The organism is Limnoglobus sp. (assembly GCF_059499385.1).
Genome location: NZ_JCABYM010000045.1, coordinates 58318 through 80338, shown reverse-complemented (window position 1 = coordinate 80338; position 22021 = coordinate 58318). Strand labels below are relative to the sequence as shown.

The 22021-nt window shown below is 66.8% G+C and carries 16 protein-coding genes; 8 read left to right on the top strand and 8 right to left on the bottom strand.

Features of this window, described 5'->3' with window-relative positions; all coding sequences use genetic code 11:
- Positions 1–68 precede the first annotated feature (68 nt).
- The gene (locus AC5JJ2_RS08300) at positions 69–929 is read right to left on the bottom strand and encodes a phospholipase C/P1 nuclease family protein (RefSeq protein WP_495857509.1); all 861 of its coding nucleotides are present in this window, start codon (positions 927–929) and stop codon (positions 69–71) included.
- A gap of 156 nt (positions 930–1085) precedes the next feature.
- Here AC5JJ2_RS08300 and AC5JJ2_RS08295 point away from each other — a divergent pair, with 156 nt between their 5' ends.
- The gene (locus tag AC5JJ2_RS08295; protein ID WP_495857508.1) at positions 1086–2369 is read left to right on the top strand and encodes a hypothetical protein; all 1284 of its coding nucleotides are present in this window, start codon (positions 1086–1088) and stop codon (positions 2367–2369) included.
- Positions 2370–2412: 43 nt separating this feature from the next.
- Here the strand turns inward: AC5JJ2_RS08295 and AC5JJ2_RS08290 are convergent, their stop codons facing one another.
- On the bottom strand, positions 2413–2976 hold the full coding sequence (locus tag AC5JJ2_RS08290) for a hypothetical protein (protein WP_495857507.1): 564 nt from the start codon (positions 2974–2976) through the stop codon (positions 2413–2415).
- A gap of 185 nt (positions 2977–3161) precedes the next feature.
- Between AC5JJ2_RS08290 and AC5JJ2_RS08285 the strand changes: the two genes are divergently transcribed.
- Entirely contained in the window at positions 3162–5648 is a 2487-nt protein-coding gene (locus AC5JJ2_RS08285; protein ID WP_495857506.1) for a sodium-translocating pyrophosphatase, read from the top strand.
- A gap of 44 nt (positions 5649–5692) precedes the next feature.
- On the opposite strand, the gene AC5JJ2_RS08280 is transcribed toward AC5JJ2_RS08285, so the two are convergent.
- From AC5JJ2_RS08280 to AC5JJ2_RS08270, 3 genes are all read right to left on the bottom strand, one after another.
- Positions 5693–6808: a S1C family serine protease gene (locus tag AC5JJ2_RS08280; RefSeq protein WP_495857505.1), complete on the bottom strand. Its 1116-nt coding sequence runs from the start codon at positions 6806–6808 to the stop codon at positions 5693–5695.
- 213 nt (positions 6809–7021) lie between these two features.
- Complete coding sequence (locus AC5JJ2_RS08275) at positions 7022–7474, bottom strand: TraR/DksA family transcriptional regulator (RefSeq protein ID WP_495857504.1); 453 nt, start codon at positions 7472–7474, stop codon at positions 7022–7024.
- A 453-nt stretch (positions 7475–7927) separates the two neighbouring features.
- Positions 7928–8974: a DHH family phosphoesterase gene (locus AC5JJ2_RS08270; protein WP_495857503.1), complete on the bottom strand. Its 1047-nt coding sequence runs from the start codon at positions 8972–8974 to the stop codon at positions 7928–7930.
- A 454-nt stretch (positions 8975–9428) separates the two neighbouring features.
- Between AC5JJ2_RS08270 and AC5JJ2_RS08265 the strand changes: the two genes are divergently transcribed.
- Positions 9429–11732, top strand: a complete 2304-nt coding sequence (locus AC5JJ2_RS08265) for a TolC family protein (protein ID WP_495857502.1) — start codon at positions 9429–9431, stop codon at positions 11730–11732.
- Positions 11635–13302, top strand: a complete 1668-nt coding sequence (locus tag AC5JJ2_RS08260) for an efflux RND transporter periplasmic adaptor subunit (RefSeq protein WP_495857501.1) — start codon at positions 11635–11637, stop codon at positions 13300–13302. Before AC5JJ2_RS08265 ends, AC5JJ2_RS08260 begins: the two co-directional genes overlap by 98 nt.
- A 21-nt stretch (positions 13303–13323) precedes the next feature.
- On the opposite strand, the gene AC5JJ2_RS08255 is transcribed toward AC5JJ2_RS08260, so the two are convergent.
- A complete protein-coding gene (locus AC5JJ2_RS08255) occupies positions 13324–13842 on the bottom strand; it encodes a hypothetical protein (protein ID WP_495857500.1) in 519 nt (172 codons plus the stop codon).
- Positions 13843–13924: 82 nt separating this feature from the next.
- On the opposite strand from AC5JJ2_RS08255, the gene AC5JJ2_RS08250 reads away from it, so the two are divergent.
- From AC5JJ2_RS08250 to AC5JJ2_RS08240, 3 genes are all read left to right on the top strand, one after another.
- Positions 13925–15202 (top strand): ABC transporter permease, encoded by a 1278-nt coding sequence (locus tag AC5JJ2_RS08250; protein ID WP_495857499.1) that lies wholly within the window; start codon positions 13925–13927, stop codon positions 15200–15202.
- A gap of 134 nt (positions 15203–15336) precedes the next feature.
- Positions 15337–16146 carry a formylmethanofuran dehydrogenase subunit C gene (locus AC5JJ2_RS08245; RefSeq protein WP_495857498.1) on the top strand — a complete coding sequence of 270 codons (810 nt, stop codon included), beginning with the start codon at positions 15337–15339 and terminating at the stop codon, positions 16144–16146.
- Positions 16147–16149: 3 nt separating this feature from the next.
- Positions 16150–16737, top strand: coding sequence for a hypothetical protein (locus AC5JJ2_RS08240; protein ID WP_495857497.1), 588 nt, complete (start codon positions 16150–16152; stop codon positions 16735–16737).
- Between the two features lie 6 nt (positions 16738–16743).
- On the opposite strand, the gene AC5JJ2_RS08235 is transcribed toward AC5JJ2_RS08240, so the two are convergent.
- Positions 16744–18798: an O-linked N-acetylglucosamine transferase, SPINDLY family protein gene (locus AC5JJ2_RS08235; protein WP_495857496.1), complete on the bottom strand. Its 2055-nt coding sequence runs from the start codon at positions 18796–18798 to the stop codon at positions 16744–16746.
- Between the two features lie 71 nt (positions 18799–18869).
- Positions 18870–19133: a 30S ribosomal protein S18 gene (gene rpsR / locus AC5JJ2_RS08230; RefSeq protein ID WP_495857495.1), complete on the bottom strand. Its 264-nt coding sequence runs from the start codon at positions 19131–19133 to the stop codon at positions 18870–18872.
- Between the two features lie 200 nt (positions 19134–19333).
- Here rpsR and clpB point away from each other — a divergent pair, with 200 nt between their 5' ends.
- The gene (gene clpB, locus AC5JJ2_RS08225) at positions 19334–21925 is read left to right on the top strand and encodes an ATP-dependent chaperone ClpB (RefSeq protein WP_495857494.1); all 2592 of its coding nucleotides are present in this window, start codon (positions 19334–19336) and stop codon (positions 21923–21925) included.
- Positions 21926–22021 lie beyond the last annotated feature (96 nt).

Genomic DNA, 22021 nt, shown 5'->3' with positions numbered 1-22021 from the left:
TCTTTGAAATCTCTTCTTGGTTTTCTCCGCGCCCTCTGCGCCCTCCGCGGTGAAATCGGTTTTGTTGCTCAATAGTGCGGCGGCAGCGTCGCGCTCCGTTTCCACGCCGCGTACCACACGTCGAGCGTAAGCTGCGCCCCGGCCCGGCAGCGGGCCAGCACGAACGCCCGGCTCGCGTCCGTCGGCGTCTCGAACGCCCCGGCCGCGTCCAACTCGTAGCACGTGTCGATGTGCGTGAACGACTCTGCCAGGAACGCCTCGACGTGCTTCCACACGTCGTCGAGGGCCTTCGGCTCCAGCCCGCGGGTGATCTCCTCCGGCGTCAGCTTGAACTTCTCCGGGAACGCGTCCAACTTCGCGTGGATGCCCCGCTGCTTCTTCTCCGCCTGCCCCGGCGTCACCCGGCCGTCGAAGTGGATCGTCGTGTGCAACGGCATCGATGCGTCCGTCGTGAAGTGCGCCAGGTTCCCGGCGTACACGAGGCACTTCATCTTGATCGACTCGTTCTCCGGCTCCTTGCGGTGGTCGTAGAACGCGGCGGCCAGTTTCTCGTACCCCTCGACGATGGCGTAGGGCAGCAGGCCGACGCGGTTCGGCTCCTTCTTCAGGTCGCGCATCAGGGCCATGCCCTTGAACCGGCTGTCCGGCGGCAGCGATTTTCCTTCCAGGTCTTCTAGGTCCAGGTAGTGGTCCGCCTCGATGCTCGCGCGGAGCGTCTTCAACTCGCGGTTCTTCCACCGGTCGGGGTCGCCGACGAAGTGGGCGAGGTGCTTGCCGCCGCCGCGGAAGAACGCCGGCATCTCGTCCGGGAGCTTCGCGGCCGCCGCCTCCGTGATGCTCTCGTGCCCCTTCACCCACCAGGCCGGGGCGAGGCCGACGAGGGTACACAGGCCGAGGACGGGGATGAGCCAAAGGCAGGCGCGCCGCATGTTTCACCGGGAAGTTGGGGGACGTAGTCGGGCCGGGCAAGGAGAGTGTACCCCGGCGGCCCGGCGGCGGGCGTGATTTCTCCGTGAAGGGGTATTGCGGGGGGTTCCGGCGGGCCGATGACAGACGATGTGAGACGATGCCACGGAGGGCACCGGATGCGCGGGGCTTGGATGCTGTTGCTGGTCGCCTGCGCCCCGGCCCGCGCCGCGGAGTTGCCGCGGCTGCTCGAAGCCCCGGTCGTCCTCGGCCCGGCCCGCGCCGCCGCGGAGGACATGCCGTCCGAGCCGACCCGCGGCGCGATCCGGCCGGTAGACGCGAAGGAACTCGAACTGCTGAAGCCCAAGCCCGTCCGCCTCGGGAAGCCGACCGGCTCCCAGCCGCTGGACGAGGACGATTCCCCCCGCGCCGACCGGCGGCCGCCGGTTCGCGACGAACTGTTCGACCCGTTCGAGCCGACGGAACCGCGGCGGGGCCGCGACGACGAGGACGACTTCCTCGACCGGCGGTCGCCGCTCGGCCGCCGGGACCGCGACCGGGACGACGACCGGCGGCGGGCGAGCGGGAAGTTCGGCGACCGCCTCCGCGACTGGCTCGTCCCCGCCGACCGCGCGTCGTGGCTGTTCAGCGACCACGCGTTCGACCAGTTCGCGTCGCCGATCTCCAACCCGTTCCTGGCGGAAGACCCGCGGGCGCTGTCCGAGATTCGGCCGATCTTCATCTACCAGAACGTGCCGTCGCCGCAGCCGAACTTCCGCGGCGGGAACATCTACTTCTTCGGGGCGCGGGGCAGCATCGCGTTCACCGAGCGGCTGTCGCTGACGATCAACAAGCTCGGCGCGATCTCGGTCAACCCGTCGAACAAGCCGCTGCTCGACAGCGAGTTCGGGTTCGCGGAGCTGTGGCTCGGGCCGAAGTTCACGTTCTACCGTGACCCGCAGTTCGGCACGATCCTCGCGGCCGGGGCGATCTTCCAGATTCCGACCGGCCCGGCGAAGGTGTTCCAGGACACCGGGAACCTGTCCATCGTGCCGTATCTGAGCGCCGGGAAGACGCTGACCGAGTTCCGGGCCGGGTCGTTCAACGGCATCCTGACGGCCGGGTACGCGTTCAGCACGAACCGGCTACGGAGCGAGTACCTGTACGCGACGGCGCACCTCGACTTCGACGTGCGGAACAACCACCGGCTGTACCCGATCGCGGAGTTGAACTACTTCCAGTACACCCGCGACGGCCGGCAGAGGGCGTTCAGCGGCGAGGGGCACGACCTGTTCAACTTCGGCAGCGCGTCGAGCGGCGCGAGCCTCGTGACGGGGGCGATCGGCGGGCGGTTCAAGATCACGGAGGCGGCGCAGGTCGGGGCGGCGTTCGAGCTACCGCTGTTCGGGAACAAGGACGTGTTCCGCTACCGGTTCACGATGGACTTGATCTTCCGGTATTGAACCGGTTGGCGGGCGACCCGACGGGTCGCCCGCGAACCGCGGGTCACTTCGCGGGGGTGAACGACTTCAGCTCCGAGATCACTTTCCCGTCCTTCTCGTACCGGATCGTGCCGATCCCGTCCGCGTACCACCGCCGCTCCGTCCCGAGTTCGTAGACCTGTTCGACCGGCAGCGCGGTGAATTCCCCGGCCGGGGTCTTGATCTTTTGCGGCTCGCCGACCTTGTGCGTCATCTTCCACAGCGCGCCGCCCCGCCAACTGTGCTCGGTCTTCCACTCGTCCCCCGGCTTGATGACCCGCTTCATGACCAGGCCGGGCCGGTCCGCTTCCAGGTCGTTCGCCCCGACGGAGAAGATGTCGTCCTTCTCGACCCGGTAGACGCGCTTGTGAACGTCCGGCGGGCTTAATACCCCGGTGATAACGATGGTGAAGGTGCGGACGTTGTCCACTTCCTCCACCGAGACGACCTCCGACGTTTTCACGTCGTCCCCCTCGACCCGTTCCCATTTGTGCCCGACCGCCAACGGGCAGTAATCGAGCTTCTTCGCCCCCTTCGGAACCGGGGCGGCGAGGAGCGACCCCACGATCAGTAGCGTCACGATTTGCATGATTTCACCTGAATGGGCGGTTCTAGCCTACCCACGCCCCGCGGCCGGTACAACTCTCATCTTTTGCCCGAAATCACTCGTCATCCCGTCGCCGGGCGGCTACTCTAGCATCCACTTACGGGCACGCCGGTCACGAGGAAGTGGCCGGCGTGCCCGTGGTCATCTTCTCTCTCGGAGCAATCCGCATGACTTCCGCCGTCTTCCGACGGGTCGCGCCGGTCCTCGCCCTGGCCGCCCTCCTCGCCTTCCCCGCCGCCGCGTGCGCGTCCGAAGCCAGCCTCGTCCTGCCCGACTTGAACTCCGCCACGTTCGTCGGCGGCCTCGGCGGCAAGGACCTGCTCTACTCCGGCCTCGCCGTGTCCGTCGTCGGGCTGCTGTTCGGGCTGATGATGTACTCGCAGTTGAAGAACCTGCCCGTCCACAAGTCGATGCTGGAAGTCAGCGAGCTGATCTACGAGACGTGCAAGACGTACCTGTTCACGCAGGGGAAGTTCCTGTTCATCCTCTGGCTGTTCATCGGCACGATCATCGCCGTCTACTTCGGCGCGCTGGCCGACTTTACGGACGCGGCCGGGAACAAGCAGCACGGGTTCCCGCCGGACCGGATCGCCATCATCCTGGCGTTCAGCGTCGTCGGCATCCTCGGCAGCTACGGCGTCGCGTGGTTCGGCATCCGCGTCAACACGTTCGCGAACAGCCGGACGGCGTTCGCCGCCCTCACGGGCAAGGCGTACCCGTGCTACGCCATCCCGCTGAAGGCCGGCATTAGCATCGGCATGCTGCTCATCTCCGTCGAGCTGCTGCTCATGCTCATCATCCTGATGTTCATCCCCGGCGAGCTGGCCGGGCCGTGCTTTATCGGGTTCGCCATCGGCGAGTCGCTCGGCGCGGCCGCGCTGCGGGTGGCCGGCGGCATCTTCACGAAGATCGCCGACATCGGCGCGGACCTGATGAAGATCGTGTTCAAGATCAAGGAGGACGACGCCCGGAACCCCGGCGTCATCGCCGACTGCACGGGGGACAATGCCGGCGACTCCGTCGGCCCGAGCGCCGACGGGTTCGAGACCTACGGCGTGACCGGGGTGGCGCTTATCACGTTCATCCTGCTGGCCGTGACCAACACGCAGATTCAGGTCCAGCTGCTGGTGTGGATTTTCATGATGCGGGTCATGATGGTGATCGCGTCCGGCGTCTCGTACTTCGTCAACGAGGCGATCGCGAAGGCGAAGTACGGCGACAAGAAGGACTTCAACTACGAGGCCCCGCTGACGGCCCTCGTGTGGCTCACGTCGATCGTGTCCGTCGTCGCGACCTACGGCGTGTCGTACCTGCTCATCCCGACCGTCGGCGGCGACACGTCCGTGTGGTGGAAGCTGTCCACGATCATCACCTGCGGCACGCTCGCCGGGGCGATCATCCCGGAGCTGGTAAAGGTGTTCACGTCCACCGAGTCCGGCCACGTCAACGAGGTCGTCGTCTCGTCGAAGCAGGGCGGGGCGTCGCTCAACATCCTGTCCGGCCTCGTGGCCGGGAACTTCAGCGGGTACTGGCTGGGCGTGGTCCTCGTCGCCCTCATGGGCGTGGCCTACGGGATCAGCATCCTGCTGCCCGGCGGCCTCATGCTCGCGCCGGCCGTGTTCGCGTTCGGCCTCGTCGCGTTCGGGTTCCTCGGCATGGGGCCGGTGACGATCGCCGTGGACAGCTACGGCCCGGTGACGGACAACGCCCAGAGCGTGTACGAACTCTCGACCATCGAGGAAATCCCGAACATCAAGGAGGAGGTGAAGCGGGACTTCAACATCGACGCCGACTTCGCCACGGCGAAGGACAACCTGGAGAAGAACGACGGGGCCGGGAACACGTTCAAGGCGACGGCCAAGCCGGTGCTCATCGGCACGGCCGTGGTCGGGGCGGCGACGATGATCTTCAGCATCATCATGAGCCTGACGACCGACCCGAACACGAAGGCGGCGCTGGCGATCAACTTGGACAAGCTGTCGATCCTGCACCCGCCGTTCCTGCTCGGCCTCATCACCGGCGGGGCGATCATCTACTGGTTCACCGGGGCGAGCATGCAGGCCGTCACGACCGGCGCGTACCGGGCCGTGGAGTTCATCAAGGCGAACATCCGCCTCGACGACACGGTGAAGAAGGCGAGCACGGCGGACAGCAAGAAGGTGGTCGAGATTTGCACCCAGTACGCGCAGACGGGGATGTTCAACATCTTCTTCACCGTCTTCTTCGCGACGCTCGGGTTCGCGTTCCTCGACTCGTTCTTCTTCATCGGCTACCTGATCAGCATCGCCATCTTCGGGCTGTACCAGGCGATCTTCATGGCGAACGCCGGCGGGGCGTGGGACAACGCGAAGAAGATCGTGGAGACGGAGTTGAAGGCGAAGGGGACCGACCTGCACGCCGCGACGGTCGTGGGCGACACGGTCGGCGACCCCTTCAAGGACACCAGCTCCGTGGCGCTGAACCCGATCATCAAGTTCACGACGCTTTTCGGGCTGTTGGCCGTCGAGCTGGCGGAGGAGCTGAAGAAGGACGCCTCGAAGCAAAACCTGTCGCTGGGGCTGACGGTGGCGTTCCTGGTGGTGTCGATGTTCTTCGTGTACCGCAGCTTCTACGGCATGCGGATCGGCGGGCGGGAAGAACACGGGAAGAAGTAAGCGGAGCGTTTAGCGTGCGACCCGACGGGTCGCACGCTAACCGGTCACTTGATTTTCGCCGACGTAGTCCACTCGCCGATCGTCACCTCGACGGACCGCAACTGGTTCTCCCGCCACACGCTCAGCCGAACCTTGTGGTTCGGCGGCAGGTTGCTGATGAGGTTAATGAGGTGGTTCTCGTCCCGGAGTTCCACGGCCTCCAGCTTCAGTATCACGTCCTTCACTTTCAGTCCCGCGAGCGCCGCCGGGCTGCCGGGGTTCACGCTGTCCACGAGTGCGCCCCGCACCTTGTCCAGCCCCAACCGGAGCGCCTCGGCCGGTTCGAGCGTCGGCGAGAGCTGCACGCCGAGGTAGCCGCGGTTCACGCTGCCGGTTTCGAGCAACTCGCGGCCGATCCGCTTGACGAGGTTGATCGGGATGCTGAACGCGACGCCGCTGTTGCTGCCGCTGTTCGACGCGATGGCCGTGTTGATGCCGATCACGGTGCCGTCGGTGGAAACCAACGGGCCGCCGCTGCTGCCGGGGTTGATCGCGGCGTCCGTCTGCAGGAACTCCTTGATCCGGATCGTGTTCCCGAGGCTGATCTGCCCACGATCCTTCGCCGAGATGATGCCGTGCGTGACGGTCTGGTTTAGCCCGAACGGGCTGCCGAACGCCAGCACCCACTGGCCGGGCCGGACGCGGTCGCTGTCGCCCATCGCCGCCGGCCGCAGGTTCGGGGCCTCGACCTGTAGCATCGCGATGTCCGACTCCGGGTCGGTCCAAACCCGCTTCGGCCGGAGGATGCGGCCGTCCGCCAGCGTCACCGTGATCTCCTCGGCCTTGGCCCCGCTGACGACGTGGTTGTTCGTCACGGCGAAGACGCCGGCGTGCTTCTCGAACTGGAGCAGCACGCCGGACCCGGACTCTTCCAGCGGCTTGTTCTTGTTCGTCGTGCTCGGCTGCTGCGGCTTCACCGCGTCCACGGCCACGACCGACGCGGACACCTTCGAGACAACTAAATCGAACGGCTCGCCGGCCGGCGCGAACGGCTGCGCGACGCCGGGCAGCGGCGGTTGCGCCACGGCCGGGCGGGTCGGGTTGACGAACACGGTCGTCGCGAAGCCGCCAAGGGCGGCCCCGAGGAGGACGATGCCGAGGGTCGCGAAGGGGTTCCGCATGGTGCGTGCGTGTCGGTTGGGGAAGGCGGAGCGGCGGTAATGACGCCGACCGGGGCGGCCACCGTCACTTTACCGGGCGGCGGAAAAGCGCCTTAAGTCGGAGTGCAAAGCTCGGTCCAGAATTCGAGGCGGCGGTTCGGCACAACCGGCAGGGAACGAAAAAAGCCCGCAGGCTGTGCAGCCTACGGGCCGGGGGATTACCCAGGTTCACACTCAGTCGCGGAAGCCGGCTTCGAGGTCGGCCAGCCGCACCTCGCGGTCGCCGTCGCCGTCGCGGACGCCTTCCCACCCGACGATGCCGCGGTCGGCGAAGAACGAGCTGTCGTTCTCCGACTCCCGCTGGCACTTGATGCAGAGCGTGCTGTACGGCAGGGCCGTCAGCCGGGCGACCGGAATCTTCGCGGCACAGCCGTCGCAGACGCCGTACTTGCCCTGCTTGATGCGGAGGAGGGCCTGGTTGATCTGGCCCAATTCCTTCGCCTCCATCTCGGCCAGTTGCGAGTTCAACTCGTCGCCGACGTTATCGAACGCGGAGTCGGCCGCGTCGCCGGCCGCGTTGGCCGCGCCGCCGAGGTTGGCGAGTTGGCCGTGCAACCGGCGCTGAAGTTCGTTACGGCGAGCGGTCAGCGTTTGCTGGAGCTTCTTCAGAGCGTCAGTCCTGGCCATCTCGCACCTCCTTTCCCGTAGACGCGGCTTTTGGGCCGACTTCGGGGTTGTTCGTGTATACGGTTCCGAAACGATTCTGGATGGAATTCGCTCCGGCCGAGTTCGATTTTGTCTGCCCCACTATAGATGCGCAGTCAATGCCTAATTACAAGAAATCGGCGGATTTTTCGCAACGGGTTCAGTCGGAAGCGTCAGATTTTCTTAAAGTGAGAACGAAGCTCGCTTTGCAATCGTTTGAGTTCGCGCCAAAAATCGCACGAAACCGTTCGGTGGGGCGGGCGGATGTCGAAGGTGTCCAACAAGTTGTGACGAAGTCGTTGCGCAAGTCTTGTTTTGTAGGGCGGGTCAAGGCTTTGCGCCGACCCGCCGCAACCATCCCGGCCAGTTCGGCGTCCCTCCGACGCCGTTGCGGTCCCCGGCGGGTCGGCGCAAAGCCTTGACCCGCCCTACAAATCACGACTGCAGGTTCTGCAGCATTTCGCGCAGCGGGACGAGCCGCTGGCCGCGGCAGTCCTCGATCTTCAGCTTCTTCAAGAGCCGCTTCCGCAGCACGGCCTGGAGGTCGTCGAACGCCGTCGGCGTGTCGCTCGACAGCTTGATGCTGCCGCCCGCCCGCCGGTCGTGGCCGCCGGCGCGGCCGAGCTTCCCGACGACCGCCCGCAGCAGGTCGCCGGCCGCGGCGTGGGCGAGGTTCGCCCGCAGGGAAAGGAACAGCGTCCCGTTGTGAACGCCGCCGCACAGCGCCCAATCGACGTGCTCGAACCGCACCATGAAGTCCGCGACCTCCGCCGCCTGTTCCGGTTGCGGCAGGTCGTCCACCCAACTGATGATGAGCCGGTCGTAGATGAACGAGCTTTGCAAGGCGTGCAGCAGGCACTCGAAGTGCGTGTGCGGCAGCCGGGCGTTCTTGATCTGCGCGAGCAAGTCCTTGTCCGCGAGCGGGAACAGGTACGCCTGGGCCTCGTCGTCGGCCGTGGACGCCTCGCGGGGGAACCCGGTCACCTCCGTCTCGATGCCGTAGAGCAGGGCGGTCGCCACCTTGTCGGGGATTTCCACGTCCTGCTCGGCGAGGTACTTCGTCACCAGCGTGCAGGTCGCCCCGAGGTTCGGCCGCACGTCCACGAACGACACGTCCCGCAACTCGCCCGGCGTGTCGTGGTGGTCGATGACGGCGTACAGGTCGCCGGCGTGATCGACGCTGTGCCGGCCGGTCTTCGGCTGGCTGTCCACCATCACGATGGCGTCGTGGCCGTGCCACTCGACCGCGTCGATCGGCGTCAGGTCGAGGTTCAACGCCTCGACCATCGCCCGGTTCTCCGGCCGGCTGATCGGGCCGTCTTGCGTGAGCAGGGTGGGGATGTCGAGCTTCGTCTCGACGAGGTGGGCCAGCCCCAACATGCTGCCGAGGCCGTCGGGGTCCGGATGGATGTGGGACACGAGCACGACGCGGTCCGCGTCGTCCAAGCCCGAGAGGAACCGGTCCGATCGCCGCAAACCCATCATTTGTTTGACGTTGCGTGAAGGACTGGGGATCGTCCGCCCCATGAGAGGCAAACCTCGTCGAATCCCCGTGAAGGCACGGGTAACACTCGGGACGTGCCGCCCCGGAGCAAATCCCTTTGTAGCGTGGTGAAAGTGGCGTGCCTAGCGCCGAGTGGGTTGAAATTCGATGCCAACCCGGAACTGTCGTCGGATGTGCAGTTCGGACAACCTGTTCGGGTGCGTGAAGTTCTAGCGGCGAGGGACATTTCCGCGGATTTTTGGGGATAAACCTGACTTCCGAAGTCCGGCTTCGACTTCGGAAGTCGGAACGGCAACGACCGTGTGCAGGGGGAGTGGTTGCGACCTCGACTTCCGAAGTCGAAGCCGGACTTCGGAAGTCAGGGCCTCAGTCAACCTGTCTTGCCCGTAGTTTCCCCCTCTGCTATCAGCCCCACCACTGGGGGGAAGTCGTTTGAAGCTGCGCCAGTTATTCCTGGTGTGCGTCTGCGCCGCGGGGTGCAGCCGGACCTACTACCGGCTGGACGCCGACCGCGAGACGTACCCGGTGATCGGCGAGCGCATCGTGAAGCCGGAGTACGCCATCGGCCGCACGCAGGTCGAACCGCCCGCCGGGTCGCGGCTCGCCGACCCGACCAACCCCGACTGCCCGCCGAAGCCGCCGGACGACCCCGCCGCCGCGATCTTCATGCAGAACCCCGGCGGCCTCCCCGGCTACCGGAAGTGGGAGAAGGACGGCGTCCTCAGCCAGATCGAGCCGCCCGGCTGGGAGGAAGCCCTCGGCCTCAACGAGGCCGGCGTCCTGAAGCTCGACTCGGAGAAGGCCACGGCCATCGCGCTCCTGAACAGCCGCGAGTACCAGACGCGGCTGGAGGCGGTCTACCTGCAGGCCCTGGCGCTAACGCTCAACCGGTTCGACTTCGACCTGCAATTCTTCCTGCGGCGGTCCACGACGTTCACCCACGTCGGCGGCGGCCCGCGGACGCCGGAGACGAACACGCTCGTCAACGCCGCGAACGTCGGGTTCACGAAGAACTTCGCGGCCGGCGGGCAACTCCTCGTCGATTTCGCGAACAGCTTCGTCTGGGAGTTCACCGGCCGCACGCACACGGCGTCCAGTTCCATCGGCGGGACGCTCATCCAGCCGCTGCTCCGCAACTTCGGCCGCAACGTCCGGCTCGAATCGTTGACCCAGGCGGAGCGGGACACGCTGTACGCCGTCCGCGACTACGCCCGGTTCCGCAAGCTGTTCTGGGCGTCCGTGAACGTGGACGGCGGCGGCTACCTGCAAATCCTCCGGCAGGTCCAGGGCGTCCGCAACGCGAAGGCCAACCTCCGCAGCCAGGAGGAGAACTACGCCCTCTACCTGAAGCTGTTCGAGGGCGGCCGCACGCAGGTCGCGAACGTCGATCAGGTGTATCAGGCGCTGCTCAGCGCCCGCCGGGACGTGATCTCCACCGAGATCGAGTTGCAGAACTCGCTCGACCGATACAAGCTCCTCCTCGGCATCCCGCCGCGGATCAAGATGGAACTCGACGACACGCCGCTGAACCGGTTCGTTCTCGTCGATCCGGCCGTGGACAAGCTCCGCGAGGAGATCGACCAGTTCGAGCGGCAGCGGAAGTCCGAACTCGACGCCCCGCCGGCGCTCGTGGTGCTGCAAGAGTCGCTGACGACGCTCGGCAACTTCACCGACCGCGCGGAAACGGCCGTCGCCGGGATCGAGAAGTCGCTGAAGGAGTTGAACGAGCAACTGGCCCGCCCGGTGCCGCCGGAGGAGGCGGAGCAACTCGCCCGCGCGAAGGCCGCCTACGAGCAGCAGAAGGACAAGCCGGCCGAGCTGCGGGAGCGGATCAAGGCGTTGCGGACGGAACTGCGGCGGATTCAGATGACGGTGACGGAGGCGACCCGCGAGCAGGGGTGGAAGGACGTGATCGCCGCCGCCCGCGAGGTCGCGAGCGTCGCCGACGCCGGCATCGCGGCCGAGTCGCAGGCCCGGATTTACACCATCCGCCTGCCGGACCAGCCGCTCACCGAGGAGGCACTGCTGCCGTTCGCGAAGGAGAACCGGCTCGACCTCCAGAACCAGCTCGGCCAAGTCACGGATGCGTGGCGGCGGGTGTCCGTCGCGGCCAACCAACTGAAGTCCGACTTGAACGTGACGCTCGGCGCGAACCTCGTTACCGAGCCGGGCGGCAAGAACCCGGTCGCGTTCGGCGCGGAGGGGAGCCGGTTCACCGCCGGCGTGCAGTTCGACGGCCCGCTGAACCGGCAGCTCGAACGGAACGTCTACCGCGCGAGCATCATCAACTACCAGCGGTCGCGGCGGGACTACATGCAGCTCTCGGACGCCATCGAACTCGACGTGCGGACCGGCCTCCGCGAGCTGCAGCGGCAGCGGATCAACTTCGAGATCGCCCGGCAGCAACTCCTCGTCGCCGTCCGGCAGCTGGCCATCGAGCGGCGGCTGCTCACCGCCCCGGTCCAGGACCGCCGCGGCGACGACGGGGCCGCGACCCTGCGGATTCTGAACGCCCAGCAGTCGCTGCTGGTCGCCCGCAACGGGTTGGCGGACAGTTTCTTCAATTACGAACAACAACGCGTCCGACTTCTGATAAACTCGGAGATGTTCCGACTGGACGACCGAGGTTACCCGACCGATGACCCAGCCCCCCCCGCTGGCGGCCCTGCGCGAGCAGGCGTCCCTGTCCGCGACCCCGCTCCCGGCCCTTCCGTCCCGTCCGCCGGCCGCCCCTAAGCGGAACGCCCGCCTCTGGGTGAAGCGCGCGGTCCTCGTCGGCGCGATCACCGTCGGTGGGTATGCCGGGTGGAAGTACGGCCTCTCGAAGTTCTTCGCCGCTCGGTCCACCGACCGCCCGGTCACGGCCGTGGTCGGTCGCGGTGAGTTGAAAATCACGATCACCGACCGCGGCGAGTTGGAAAGCCTGAACGCCCTGCAGGTGACGTGTGAGTTGCAGGGGGGCGGCAAGCTCGTCTCGATCATCGACGAGGGAAAGCGGGTCAAGAAGGGGGACGAGGTCGCGAAGCTCGACACCGACGCGCTGATGAACCTGCTCAACACGCAAGACGTGAAGTGGCAGGCGGCCGAGGGCAAGGTGAAGTCCTGCCGCAGCGAATTGGCCCAGGCCAAGAACAAGAAGGAGAGCGAGGTCGCGAAGGCCGAACTCGCGTGGACGCTCGCGAAGATCGACCTGGAGTCCTACGACGACCCGCAGGGCGAGTACAAGCGGGAGGTGGACAAGCTCAAGGGCGTGCTCGAACTCAAGAAGAAGGAACTCAAGGAGGCCGAGGACGACATCGCGTTCACGAAGGACCTCGTCAAGGACGGGTACGCGCAGCTCACGCAGATTCGCGCGAAGGAACTGACCGTCCAGCAGCGGAAGTTCGAGGTGACGAGTGCCGAGGCGGACGTGACGCTTCTGGAGAAGTTCACCCGCAAGAAGAAGATCACCGAATTCAAGGCGAAGGCGGAGGAGGCCGAACGGGAACTGAAGCGGACGGAAGAGACGCAGAAGTCGCTGGTCGAGAAGGCCGACTCGGAACTGAAGGCGGCGGAGGTGACGGCCACCATCGAGAAGAAGCAACTCGACCGGCTGGAGCAGCAGGTTAAGAACTGCACGATCCTCGCCCCGTCCGAAGGAATCGTCGTCTACTCGAACTCCCGGTACTGGGACGATTCGGCCCGCATCCGGCCGGGGGCGCAGCTCTACTACCGGCAGGAAATCTTCAGCCTCCCCGACCTGTCGAAGATGCGGGTGAAGATGAAGATTCACGAGTCGGTCATCAAGAAGGTCCGTGTCGGGATGTCGGCGACGTTCCAGATCGACGCCCTCGGCGGCCGGTTGCTGAACGGCAAGGTGACGAAGATCGCGACGATCGCCCAGGCCGATGGCTGGCGCGGGGCCGGGGTGAAGCAGTACGAAACGGAGCTGAGCATCGAGGACATGCCGGCCGACGCCGGGCTGAAGCCGGGGATGACGGCCGAGGTCAAGATTCTGGTTGGCGCGGTGTCGGACGCGGTGAGCGTCCCGGTCGGGGGGATCACGGAGTACGAGAACGAGAAGGTCGTTTACGTGGTGAAGCCCGGTGGCATCGAGCGGCGGACGGTGACCGTCGGCGACAGCAACGAGCAGTACGTGCAGGTGACCGACGGCGTGTCGGCCGGCGAGGAGGTTGCCCTCGACGCGCGGACGCGGGCGGCGGCCGACCTGAAGGCGGCGAAACCGGACGCCGCGAAGGAGCCAAAGGACGTGAAGCCGGACGAGAAGGCGACGACCGGCCCGAAGCCGCCGGTGGCGCAGAAGTGAGCGTTCCCATCGTGGCGGGAGTTACCAGAACTTCCACCACGGCCGCCGCGGAAATGATCGAAGGCACTCCAGAAAATCTAGCTCGATCAACTCGATCAGTCCCCACTGGTCCGCGTGTTCAATGGCATTTAGCGTGAACCGGTATGCTTGTGCGACGTGTTCGACCGATTTTTCGGGACTCGCAAGGGCCGCATTCGCGGCCATCTCAGCGGGCTTGACCGAAAGAGATGCCAACTCCGCAGAATCAATATCGGCTGGCGGCGTTTCCGGCTTCTCCCATTCGCGAGTCGGGTATAGATGATATGCGAGCGGGGTTCCCGCTGTCACACCGGCGATCAGCGCCGCTTCCGCCAGACCATCGCACGCCCGCCCTGATGCGACCGACCGTTCCGCCAATTGAATGGCTTTCTCAATTGACTGTCGCAATCCGTCCGATGCTTCCGGCCACGCCCTGGTAAAGAACGGTTGAACCCGTCGTGCGCACTTCGCCGCGAATGCCACACGCCCCCAATGGGATAACCTCTCAACTTCAATCTCCATTTCCTACCTCGCGACCTTCACATTGTTGCCGGTTCGAGCCGCTGCTATCTTCAATTACATTCCTATAGAGTGACGCTTCCCAATGGCCGTCCGGTTCTCCCACGTCGTTCGCGTCGGCCTGCGGGCGCTCGCCGCCCACCGGCTGCGGTCCATGCTCACGGCCCTCGGCATCGTCCTCGGCGTCGCGTCCGTCATCGTCATGCTCGCCGTCGGCGAGGCCGCCCGGTACGAGGCCCTCAAGCAACTCGAAGACCTCGGCGCGAACACCATCCTCCTCCGGAGCATGAAGCCGGCCGAGGACAACTCGGAGCGGAAGGGCGCGGACCTGTTCGCCTACGGGTTGACTTACGCCGACCTCGGCCGCATCCGCGACACGATCCCGACCGTCACGTCCGCGACGCCGACCCGCGAGTTCCGCAAGACGATCCGCCACCGCGAACTCAAGCTCGAAGTCCGGCTCGTGTCCGTCAACCCGGTCTTCTTCAAGCAGAACAATATCAAGGTCTCCCGCGGCCGGGCCATCGAGGACGCCGACGAGGAGAAGCTCGACAACGTGGCCGTCATCGGCGCGTCGGCGGCGGACGCGCTGTTCCCGGCCGAGGACCCGGTCGGCAAGACGGTCGGCGTGGACGGCCTGGGCGACCAGATCACGTTCACCATCGTCGGCGTCACCGAGGACAAGAAGCTCGCGGCCGGCACGCTCGGCGGCGGCGACGCGGAGTTCGCCCGCGTGCTGTTCATCCCGTTCGCGACCGACCGCGCCCGCATCGGCCGGGAACTGGTGACGTTCAAGAACGGGTACAACATCGAGCGGCTGGACATGAGCCAGATCACCGTCACGGTGGACACGCTGGAGAACGTGCCGCGGACGGCCCAGGTGCTGCAAGCGTTGATCGACCAGTACCACCCGCAGAAGGACGTGCAGGCGTTCGTGCCGCTGGAACTGCTGCGGAAGGCCGAGGAGACGCAGCGGCTGTTCACGCTCATCCTCGGGGCCATCGCCGGGATTTCGCTCGTCGTCGGCGGCATCGGCATCATGAACATCATGCTGGCGACGGTGACGGAGCGGACCCGCGAGATCGGCATCCGCCGGGCGCTCGGCGCGAAGCAGCGGGACATCGCGACGCAGTTCCTGATCGAGACGCTCGTGCTGTCGTGCGGCGGCGGCCTCATCGGCATCGCGCTCGGCATGGGGCTGGCCTACGGGCTGACGGAACTGTTCGGTGTGCCGACGCTGGTGCGGTCGTGGTCGCCGATGGTGGCGTTCAGCACGTCCGTGCTGGTGGGGCTGCTGTCCGGGCTGTACCCGGCGCGGCGGGCGGCGCGGCTCGACCCGATCGAGGCGCTGCGGCACAACTGAGCTACTCGCGCGACCCGCTTGCTTTGGTTTTGTTCCCTCCCCCCCAAGGGGGGAGGGAACAAGAACTAAGCCACCGGCATGGCTCGCTGATACAACTTCACCTGAACTCACCCCCCGCCTCCTCCACCGCGGTCATGCTCACCCTCACGCTGAAATCCCCGCTCGCCGTGCCGCTGGAAGCCGAAACCATCACCCCGGACGCGCTCGCGCCGCTGTCGCTCGACGACGTCCGCGCCCGGCCCGTCTTCCTCGGCAAGCGGCAACTGCGGCTCGACGACGTGTTCGCCGTCGAGGGTGAACCTTCGGAAGAAATCGAAATCCGCGGCGACCTGTCGAAGGTGAAGTGGGTCGGCCGCGCGATGACGAAGGGCCGCGTGCGAATCTTCGGCAACGTCGGCATGCACGTCGGCGCGTACATGAAGGGCGGCGTCATCGAAGTCCACGGCCGGGCCGGGGACTGGCTCGGCGGCGAGATGAAGGGCGGGTTCATACACGTCCGCGGCGACGCCGGCGGGCAGGTCGGCGCGGCCTACCGCGGCAGCGTCTCCGGCATGGCCGGCGGCACGATCCTGATCGAAGGTACGGCCGGCCTGGAAGTCGGGATGCGGATGAAGAAGGGGATCATCGCGATCCGCGGCCGCGTTCGGGACTTCTGTGGCCTGCAGATGAAAGGCGGCACGATCGTGCTGATGAGCGGCGCGGAGATCCGCACCGGCGCATGGATGGCCCGCGGCACGATCATCTCGCTGCAGCCGGTGCAGTTGCTGCCGACGTTCGCGTTCGCTTCGGAAATGATGCCGACGTTCCTGCGGCTGTACGCGAAGCACCTGTCGCCGCTCGGGTTCGAGCTGCCGGTCGCGGGCGGCACGTACCACCGGTACGCGGGCGACTCGTCCGGTCTCGGCAAGGGCGAACTCTTCCTGTGGCAGCCGGCCGCGGCGTGAGCCATGCCCCACCCGCCGCCGATTCTGGTGAAGTTCGCGTTCGGCTTCACCGTCCTCGGGCTGGCGGTTCCACTTTTCAACGTCTTTTCTCTCGAACCGGGTTCGGCCCCGACCCATCGCGCGGTGTTCGTCTCGGCGTGGCTGGCGATGGTCTTCTGGTACTTCGGCGCGACGGCGGTGTGGCTGTTCCGCCACGAGCCGGAACCCTCCACGATCGCGCAATGGCTGTGGGCGACGGGGTGTTGCTACCAGCTGCTGCACGTCGCGATCGCGTTCCACACGGCCCACGGCTGGTCGCACGCGGCGGCGTTCGCGCACACGAAGGCGGTCGGCGGGTTCGGCGAAGGCGTGTACGTCAACTATCTCTTCACCGGGCTGTGGGTGGGCGATGCGATGTGGGCGTGCCTCGCGCCGACGAGCTACCAGCGGCGGCCGCGGTGGCTGACGGTCGCGGTGCTCGGGTTCATGGCGTTCATCGTGTTCAACGCGATGGTCGTGTTCGGCTCGTGGGTCGCGCGGGGCATTTTCGCGGCGTTCGCGGCCGGAGTGCTGGTGGAAGTGGTTCCGCAATCCGTGCCGCGTCGCGGCTGAACGGCGTCACACCTTGATCCGCTCCTTCCACGCCGCCCGCAACCCCGCCTCCAGGCTCCGCACGTAGGCCCGCGGCTCGCCGACGGATTTCGCCACCCGCTCCCGCAGGCCGGCGCGGATGTCCGCGAGCAAATCGCGGTTCGCGGCCCACGTCTTCGCCACCTCCACCAGCTGCGCCGGCGACTCGGCCGCGAACTCCGGGTGGCCCATGTGCGTCAGCACGCTCACGCCCTGCCGGGAGACGTAGCTCTTGCCGGCCACGGCCAGCACCGGGACGCCCATCCAGAGCGCGTCGCCGGTCGTCACGCCGCCGTTGTACGGGAACGGGTCGAGCGCCAGGTCGAACCGCGAGTACGCCTCGAAATACTCCCGCTTCGGCAGCCGCATCAGTAGTTCGAGTTGTTCCCGCTTCAGCCCCGCGGCGGTGAACTTCTGCACGAGCCGGTCGGCCCCGGCCTTCGACTGCCCGGCCAGCAGCACGAGCTTCGCGTTCGGCACTGCCAAGACGAGCTTCGCCCACGTCTCCAGGCAGGCGTCCGAAATCTTCGCGGCGTTGTTCAGGCAGCCGAACGTGAACGTGTCGGTCGAAGCGGAGGGAAGGGGCGTCACCGGCGGCGGGTCGGCCGGCGGCTGATACGCCCACGCAAGGCCGTCGAGGCGGAGCAGCTTCTCCGCGTACAGGTGTTCCGAAATCCCCGTCGGGTCTGACACGGCGTCCGTGATCCGGTAATCGACCGCCCCCAGCCCGGTCGTGTTGGGGTAACCGAACAGCAGCGCCTGGACTGCGGCCGGCCGCTGCGCTAGCAACAGGAGGCGGTTCCCGGCCGTGTGGCCGCTCAAGTCGATGAGTATGTCGATCTTGTCCGCGCGGACTTGGGCCGCGGCCTGCTCGTCCGTCTGCGCGTAGACGAACCGCCACCGGTCGGCGAGCTTTTGCAGCTTCGCCGTCGTGTCGTCCGTGCGGTGGACGTTCGCGTAGGCCGTGACGTGGAACCGGTCGCGGTCGTGGTGCGTCAGCAGCAGCTCGATGAACCCGGCGACCGTGTGCTGGCGGAAGTCGCCCGAGAGGTAGCCGATGCGGAGCCGCCGCTCCGGGTCCGGGTCGGTTGGGAGCGGAGAGGGCGGCGTGGTCGGGGCGAACTGCTCGGCGTACCTGCGGTGTTCCGCCGCGACCTGTTCCGGCGTGAGGTTCGAGGAGTAGTTCAGCGTCAGCAGGAGGTTGCTGAAGATGGCCGGGGCGTGCGGCCGGACCGCGAGCGACTGCCGCAGCGCGGCGGTGGCCTCGTCCGCGCGGCCTTGCTCCGTCAGGTTCGTGCCGAGGTTGCTCCAGGCGTCCGCGAAGTTCGGGTTCAGCCGGACCGCCTCGCGGTAGTGGTGCGAGGCGTCGTCCTTGCGGCCGAGGGCCTCGTAGGCCAGCGCGAGCGTGTTGTGCGCGTCCGGGTAGTTCGGGTTGAGCGCCAGCGCCTTCAGCAGCAGTTCGACGGCCTCGTTCGACCGCCCGGCATTCGCGACGGCCAGGCCGAGGTTGTTGTACCCCCGCGGGTCGTCCGGCCGCAGCGACACGTACTGGCGGAACTGCTCGATCCCCTCGTTCACCTGCCCCATCCGCAGCAGGAGGTCGCCGAGGCGGTTGTAGGCGTCCGTGTGGCCGGGCTGGAGGGCGATCGTCTGGCGGAAGCACTCGGCCGCGGCCGCGAGTTCGCCGAGCGCGATGAGGGCCAGCCCCATGTTGAAGTAGGCGCTCGAGTGGCTGGGGTTCCCCTTCAGGCAGCTTTGGTACTCGGCGACCGACTCGCGGTAGCGGCCGACCTTGCGGTACAGGTTGCCGAAGTTGTAGTGGGCGTCGGCGTACCCCGGCGTGGCGGACAGGCAGAGGCTGTAGCACCGCGCCGCCTCGTCGTTCCGCTCCTGCCGGGCGAGGACCGCGCCGAGGTTGCAGAGCGTGGCCGCGTGCGTCGGGGCCTGTTCCAGCACGGCCCGGTAGAGCTGCTCCGCCTCCGCGAGCTGGCCCGCCTGATGCCGGGCCACGGCGTCCGCGAACGTCTGATTGATGTCGGCCATGCGTCACCCACGGACGAGGCGTAAAAAAACCCGGCGCAGGGCCGGGTGGTGGCTCATTCTAGGGGGGCCGGTCATTCGCCGACGTAGGGCAGGAGGGCCATGAACCGCGCCCGCTTGACGGCGGCGGAGACGGCCCGCTGGTAGGTCGCGCACAGCCCGCTCCTCTTGCGGCTGAACAGCTTGCCCTGGCCGGAGACGAGCTTCTTGAGGCTGGCCACGTCCTTGTAATCGACGAACGTGGGCCGCGGGCAGCCTTCCTTCGTGCAGAACCGGCAGCGGGTCTTGCCCTTCCGCCGCGAAACCTTCCGTACCGCTCCGTTCGTCGTCGCGTTCATCTCGTGTACCTGTGTCTTCGGCCCGAAATTTTGGGAAGAGGAAGTCTAGAGGCGGGGGCCGGCGGCGGCAACGGGAAATCGACCGCGGGCGGCCGGCCGGGGGTGTCATTTCGGCAGTTCTGCCGGCGATTACGCTGGAAATGAAGCGGTTTCTCGTCTGGCACGGCCGTTGCACTTCTCATTTCCCAGGAGTCAACAACATGGACCTCAACCGATTCACCGAAAAAGCCCGCGAGGCGCTCGCGGGCTCGCAGACGCTGGCCGCGAAACTCGGCCACCAACAAATCGATGTCGAACACCTCCTGCTCGCGATGCTCGATCAGGACCGCGGCCTCACGCCCGCGATCCTGAACAAGGCAGGCGTCGCCGCCGACGCGCTCACGCTGAAGCTCCAGCGGGAGCTGGAGAAGCAGCCGTCGGTGAGCGGCGGGCAACAGAACCAGTACGGCAGCGGCCGGTTCAACAAGGTCATCGGGCTGGCCGAGGACGAGGCCAAGCGGATGAAGGACGAGTACGTCTCCGTCGAGCACCTGCTGCTCGCGATGGCCGACGACCGGGGCACGGCCGGGAACCTGCTCCGCGAGTTCGGCCTGACCAAGAAGCGGCTCGAAGCGGCACTCAAGGACGTGCGCGGCAGCCAGCGGGTCACCACGCAGAACCCGGAGGAGACGTACCAGTCGCTGGAGAAGTACGGCCGCGACCTGACGCAGTTCGCGGCGAAGGGGAAGCTCGACCCGGTCATCGGCCGGGACGAGGAGATCCGCCGCGTCATGCAGGTGCTGTCCCGGCGGACGAAGAACAACCCGGTCCTGATCGGCGAGCCCGGCGTCGGCAAGACGGCCGTGGTCGAGGGGCTGGCCCTCCGCATCTTCCGCGGCGACGTGCCCGAGGGGCTGAAGGACAAGAAGATCGTCGCGCTGGACATGGGCGCGCTCATCGCCGGGGCGAAGTACCGCGGCGAGTTCGAGGAGCGGTTGAAGGCCGTGCTGAAGGAAGTGACCGACTCCGAGGGGCAGGTCATCCTGTTCATCGACGAGCTGCACACGATCGTCGGCGCGGGCAAGGCGGACGGCGCGATGGACGCCGGCAACCTGCTCAAGCCGATGCTCGCCCGCGGCGAGCTGCACTGCATCGGCGCGACGACGCTCGACGAGTACCGCCAGCACATCGAGAAGGACGCCGCCCTGGAGCGGCGGTTCCAGCCGGTGTTCGTGGACCAGCCGTCGGTCGAGGACACGATCTCGATCCTCCGCGGGTTAAAGGACCGCTACCAGACGCACCACGGCGTCCGCATCAAGGACGCCGCGCTCGTCGCCGCGGCCGTGCTGTCGAACCGGTACATCTCGGACCGCTTCCTGCCGGACAAGGCCATCGACCTGGTGGACGAGGCGGCCGCGAAGATCCGCACGGAGATCGACTCGCTGCCGCAGGAACTCGACGAGATTTCCCGCCGCGTCATGCAACTCGAGATCGAGCGGGAGGCGTTGAGGAAGGAGACCGACCGCGCGTCGAAGGATCGGCTCGAACGGCTGGAGAAGGAACTCGCCAACGCGAAGGCCGAGAGCGATTCCCTGAAGGCCGTGTGGCAGGAGGAGAAGGACTCCGTCCGGACGGTCCAACTGGCCCGCGAGGAGATCGAGAAGGCGAAGACCGAGATCGAGCGGGCCGAGCGGAACTACGACCTGAGCAAGGCCGCGGAGCTGAAGTACGGCACGCTGCCGGAGTTGGAGAAGCGCGTCCAGAACCTGGAGGCCGGCCTCGGCGCGAAGACCAACAAGCTCCTCAAGGAGGAGGTCGGCGAGGAGGACATCGCGGCCGTCGTCAGCCGGTGGACCGGCGTGCCGGTATCGAAGCTGCTCGAGGGCGAGAAGGCGAAGCTCCTTCACCTGGAGGACGAGCTGCACAAGCGGGTCATCGGCCAGGACGAGGCGGTGCGGGCCGTCAGCGAGGCGGTCATCCGCGCCCGCGCCGGGCTGAACGACCCGCAGCGGCCGCTCGGGTCGTTCATCTTCCTCGGCCCCACCGGGGTGGGGAAGACGGAACTGGCCCGCGCCCTGGCCGAGTTCCTATTCGACGACGAAAAGGCGATGGTCCGCATCGACATGAGCGAGTACCAGGAGAAGCACACCGTCAGCCGGCTCGTCGGCGCGCCGCCGGGGTACGTCGGGTACGACGAGGGCGGGCAGCTGACGGAAGCCGTCCGCCGGCGGCCGTACTGCGTCATCCTCTTCGACGAGATCGAGAAGGCGCACCCGGACGTGTTCAACGTGCTGCTGCAAGTCCTCGACGACGGCCGACTGACGGACAGCCAGGGCCGGACGGTGGACTTCAAGAACACGATCGTGCTGATGACCTCGAACATCGGCAGCCAGAAGATCCTGCAGTTCAAGGGGTCGCACATCGGCGAGGTGTACGACCGGATGAAGGACGCGGTGACGGACGAACTCCGCAAGGCGTTCCGGCCGGAGTTCCTCAACCGGGTGGACGAGACGATCGTGTTTCACGCCCTGACGACCGCCGACCTCGCGAAAATCATCGACATCCAGCTCGAGCGGCTGAAGGAGCGGCTGGCGGACCGCAAGATCACGCTGACCCTGACGAAGGAGGCGAAGGAACACCTGGTGAAGACCGGCTACGACCCCAGCTACGGGGCGCGGCCGCTGAAGCGGGTGCTCCAGCGGGAGATCGAGACGGCCCTCGGCAAGAAGCTCCTGACCGGCGAGGTCCGCGACGGCACGGCCGTGACGGTCGATTACGACGTGAGCCACGACGCGCTAGCGTTCCAGACCTGAAGCGTGTCCGCGGGGATGAACGTCCCGCGGAATCTCGGCGAGCGGGGGGCGTCAGCCCCCTGATTCTGGTGAGGGCGACCCCAGAATCAGGGGGCT

Coding starts and splice junctions, on each gene's coding strand:
- rpsR (WP_495857495.1), bottom strand. CDS start 19,133: ATGAACGCGACGACGAACGGAGCGGTACGGAAGGTTTCGCGGCGGAAG.
- AC5JJ2_RS08300 (WP_495857509.1), bottom strand. CDS start 929: ATGCGGCGCGCCTGCCTTTGGCTCATCCCCGTCCTCGGCCTGTGTACC.
- AC5JJ2_RS08285 (WP_495857506.1), top strand. CDS start 3,162: ATGACTTCCGCCGTCTTCCGACGGGTCGCGCCGGTCCTCGCCCTGGCC.
- AC5JJ2_RS08295 (WP_495857508.1), top strand. CDS start 1,086: ATGCGCGGGGCTTGGATGCTGTTGCTGGTCGCCTGCGCCCCGGCCCGC.
- AC5JJ2_RS08250 (WP_495857499.1), top strand. CDS start 13,925: ATGGCCGTCCGGTTCTCCCACGTCGTTCGCGTCGGCCTGCGGGCGCTC.
- AC5JJ2_RS08290 (WP_495857507.1), bottom strand. CDS start 2,976: ATGCAAATCGTGACGCTACTGATCGTGGGGTCGCTCCTCGCCGCCCCG.
- AC5JJ2_RS08275 (WP_495857504.1), bottom strand. CDS start 7,474: ATGGCCAGGACTGACGCTCTGAAGAAGCTCCAGCAAACGCTGACCGCT.
- AC5JJ2_RS08235 (WP_495857496.1), bottom strand. CDS start 18,798: ATGGCCGACATCAATCAGACGTTCGCGGACGCCGTGGCCCGGCATCAG.
- clpB (WP_495857494.1), top strand. CDS start 19,334: ATGGACCTCAACCGATTCACCGAAAAAGCCCGCGAGGCGCTCGCGGGC.
- AC5JJ2_RS08280 (WP_495857505.1), bottom strand. CDS start 6,808: ATGCGGAACCCCTTCGCGACCCTCGGCATCGTCCTCCTCGGGGCCGCC.
- AC5JJ2_RS08240 (WP_495857497.1), top strand. CDS start 16,150: ATGCCCCACCCGCCGCCGATTCTGGTGAAGTTCGCGTTCGGCTTCACC.
- AC5JJ2_RS08260 (WP_495857501.1), top strand. CDS start 11,635: ATGACCCAGCCCCCCCCGCTGGCGGCCCTGCGCGAGCAGGCGTCCCTG.
- AC5JJ2_RS08270 (WP_495857503.1), bottom strand. CDS start 8,974: ATGGGTTTGCGGCGATCGGACCGGTTCCTCTCGGGCTTGGACGACGCG.
- AC5JJ2_RS08245 (WP_495857498.1), top strand. CDS start 15,337: ATGCTCACCCTCACGCTGAAATCCCCGCTCGCCGTGCCGCTGGAAGCC.
- AC5JJ2_RS08255 (WP_495857500.1), bottom strand. CDS start 13,842: ATGGAGATTGAAGTTGAGAGGTTATCCCATTGGGGGCGTGTGGCATTC.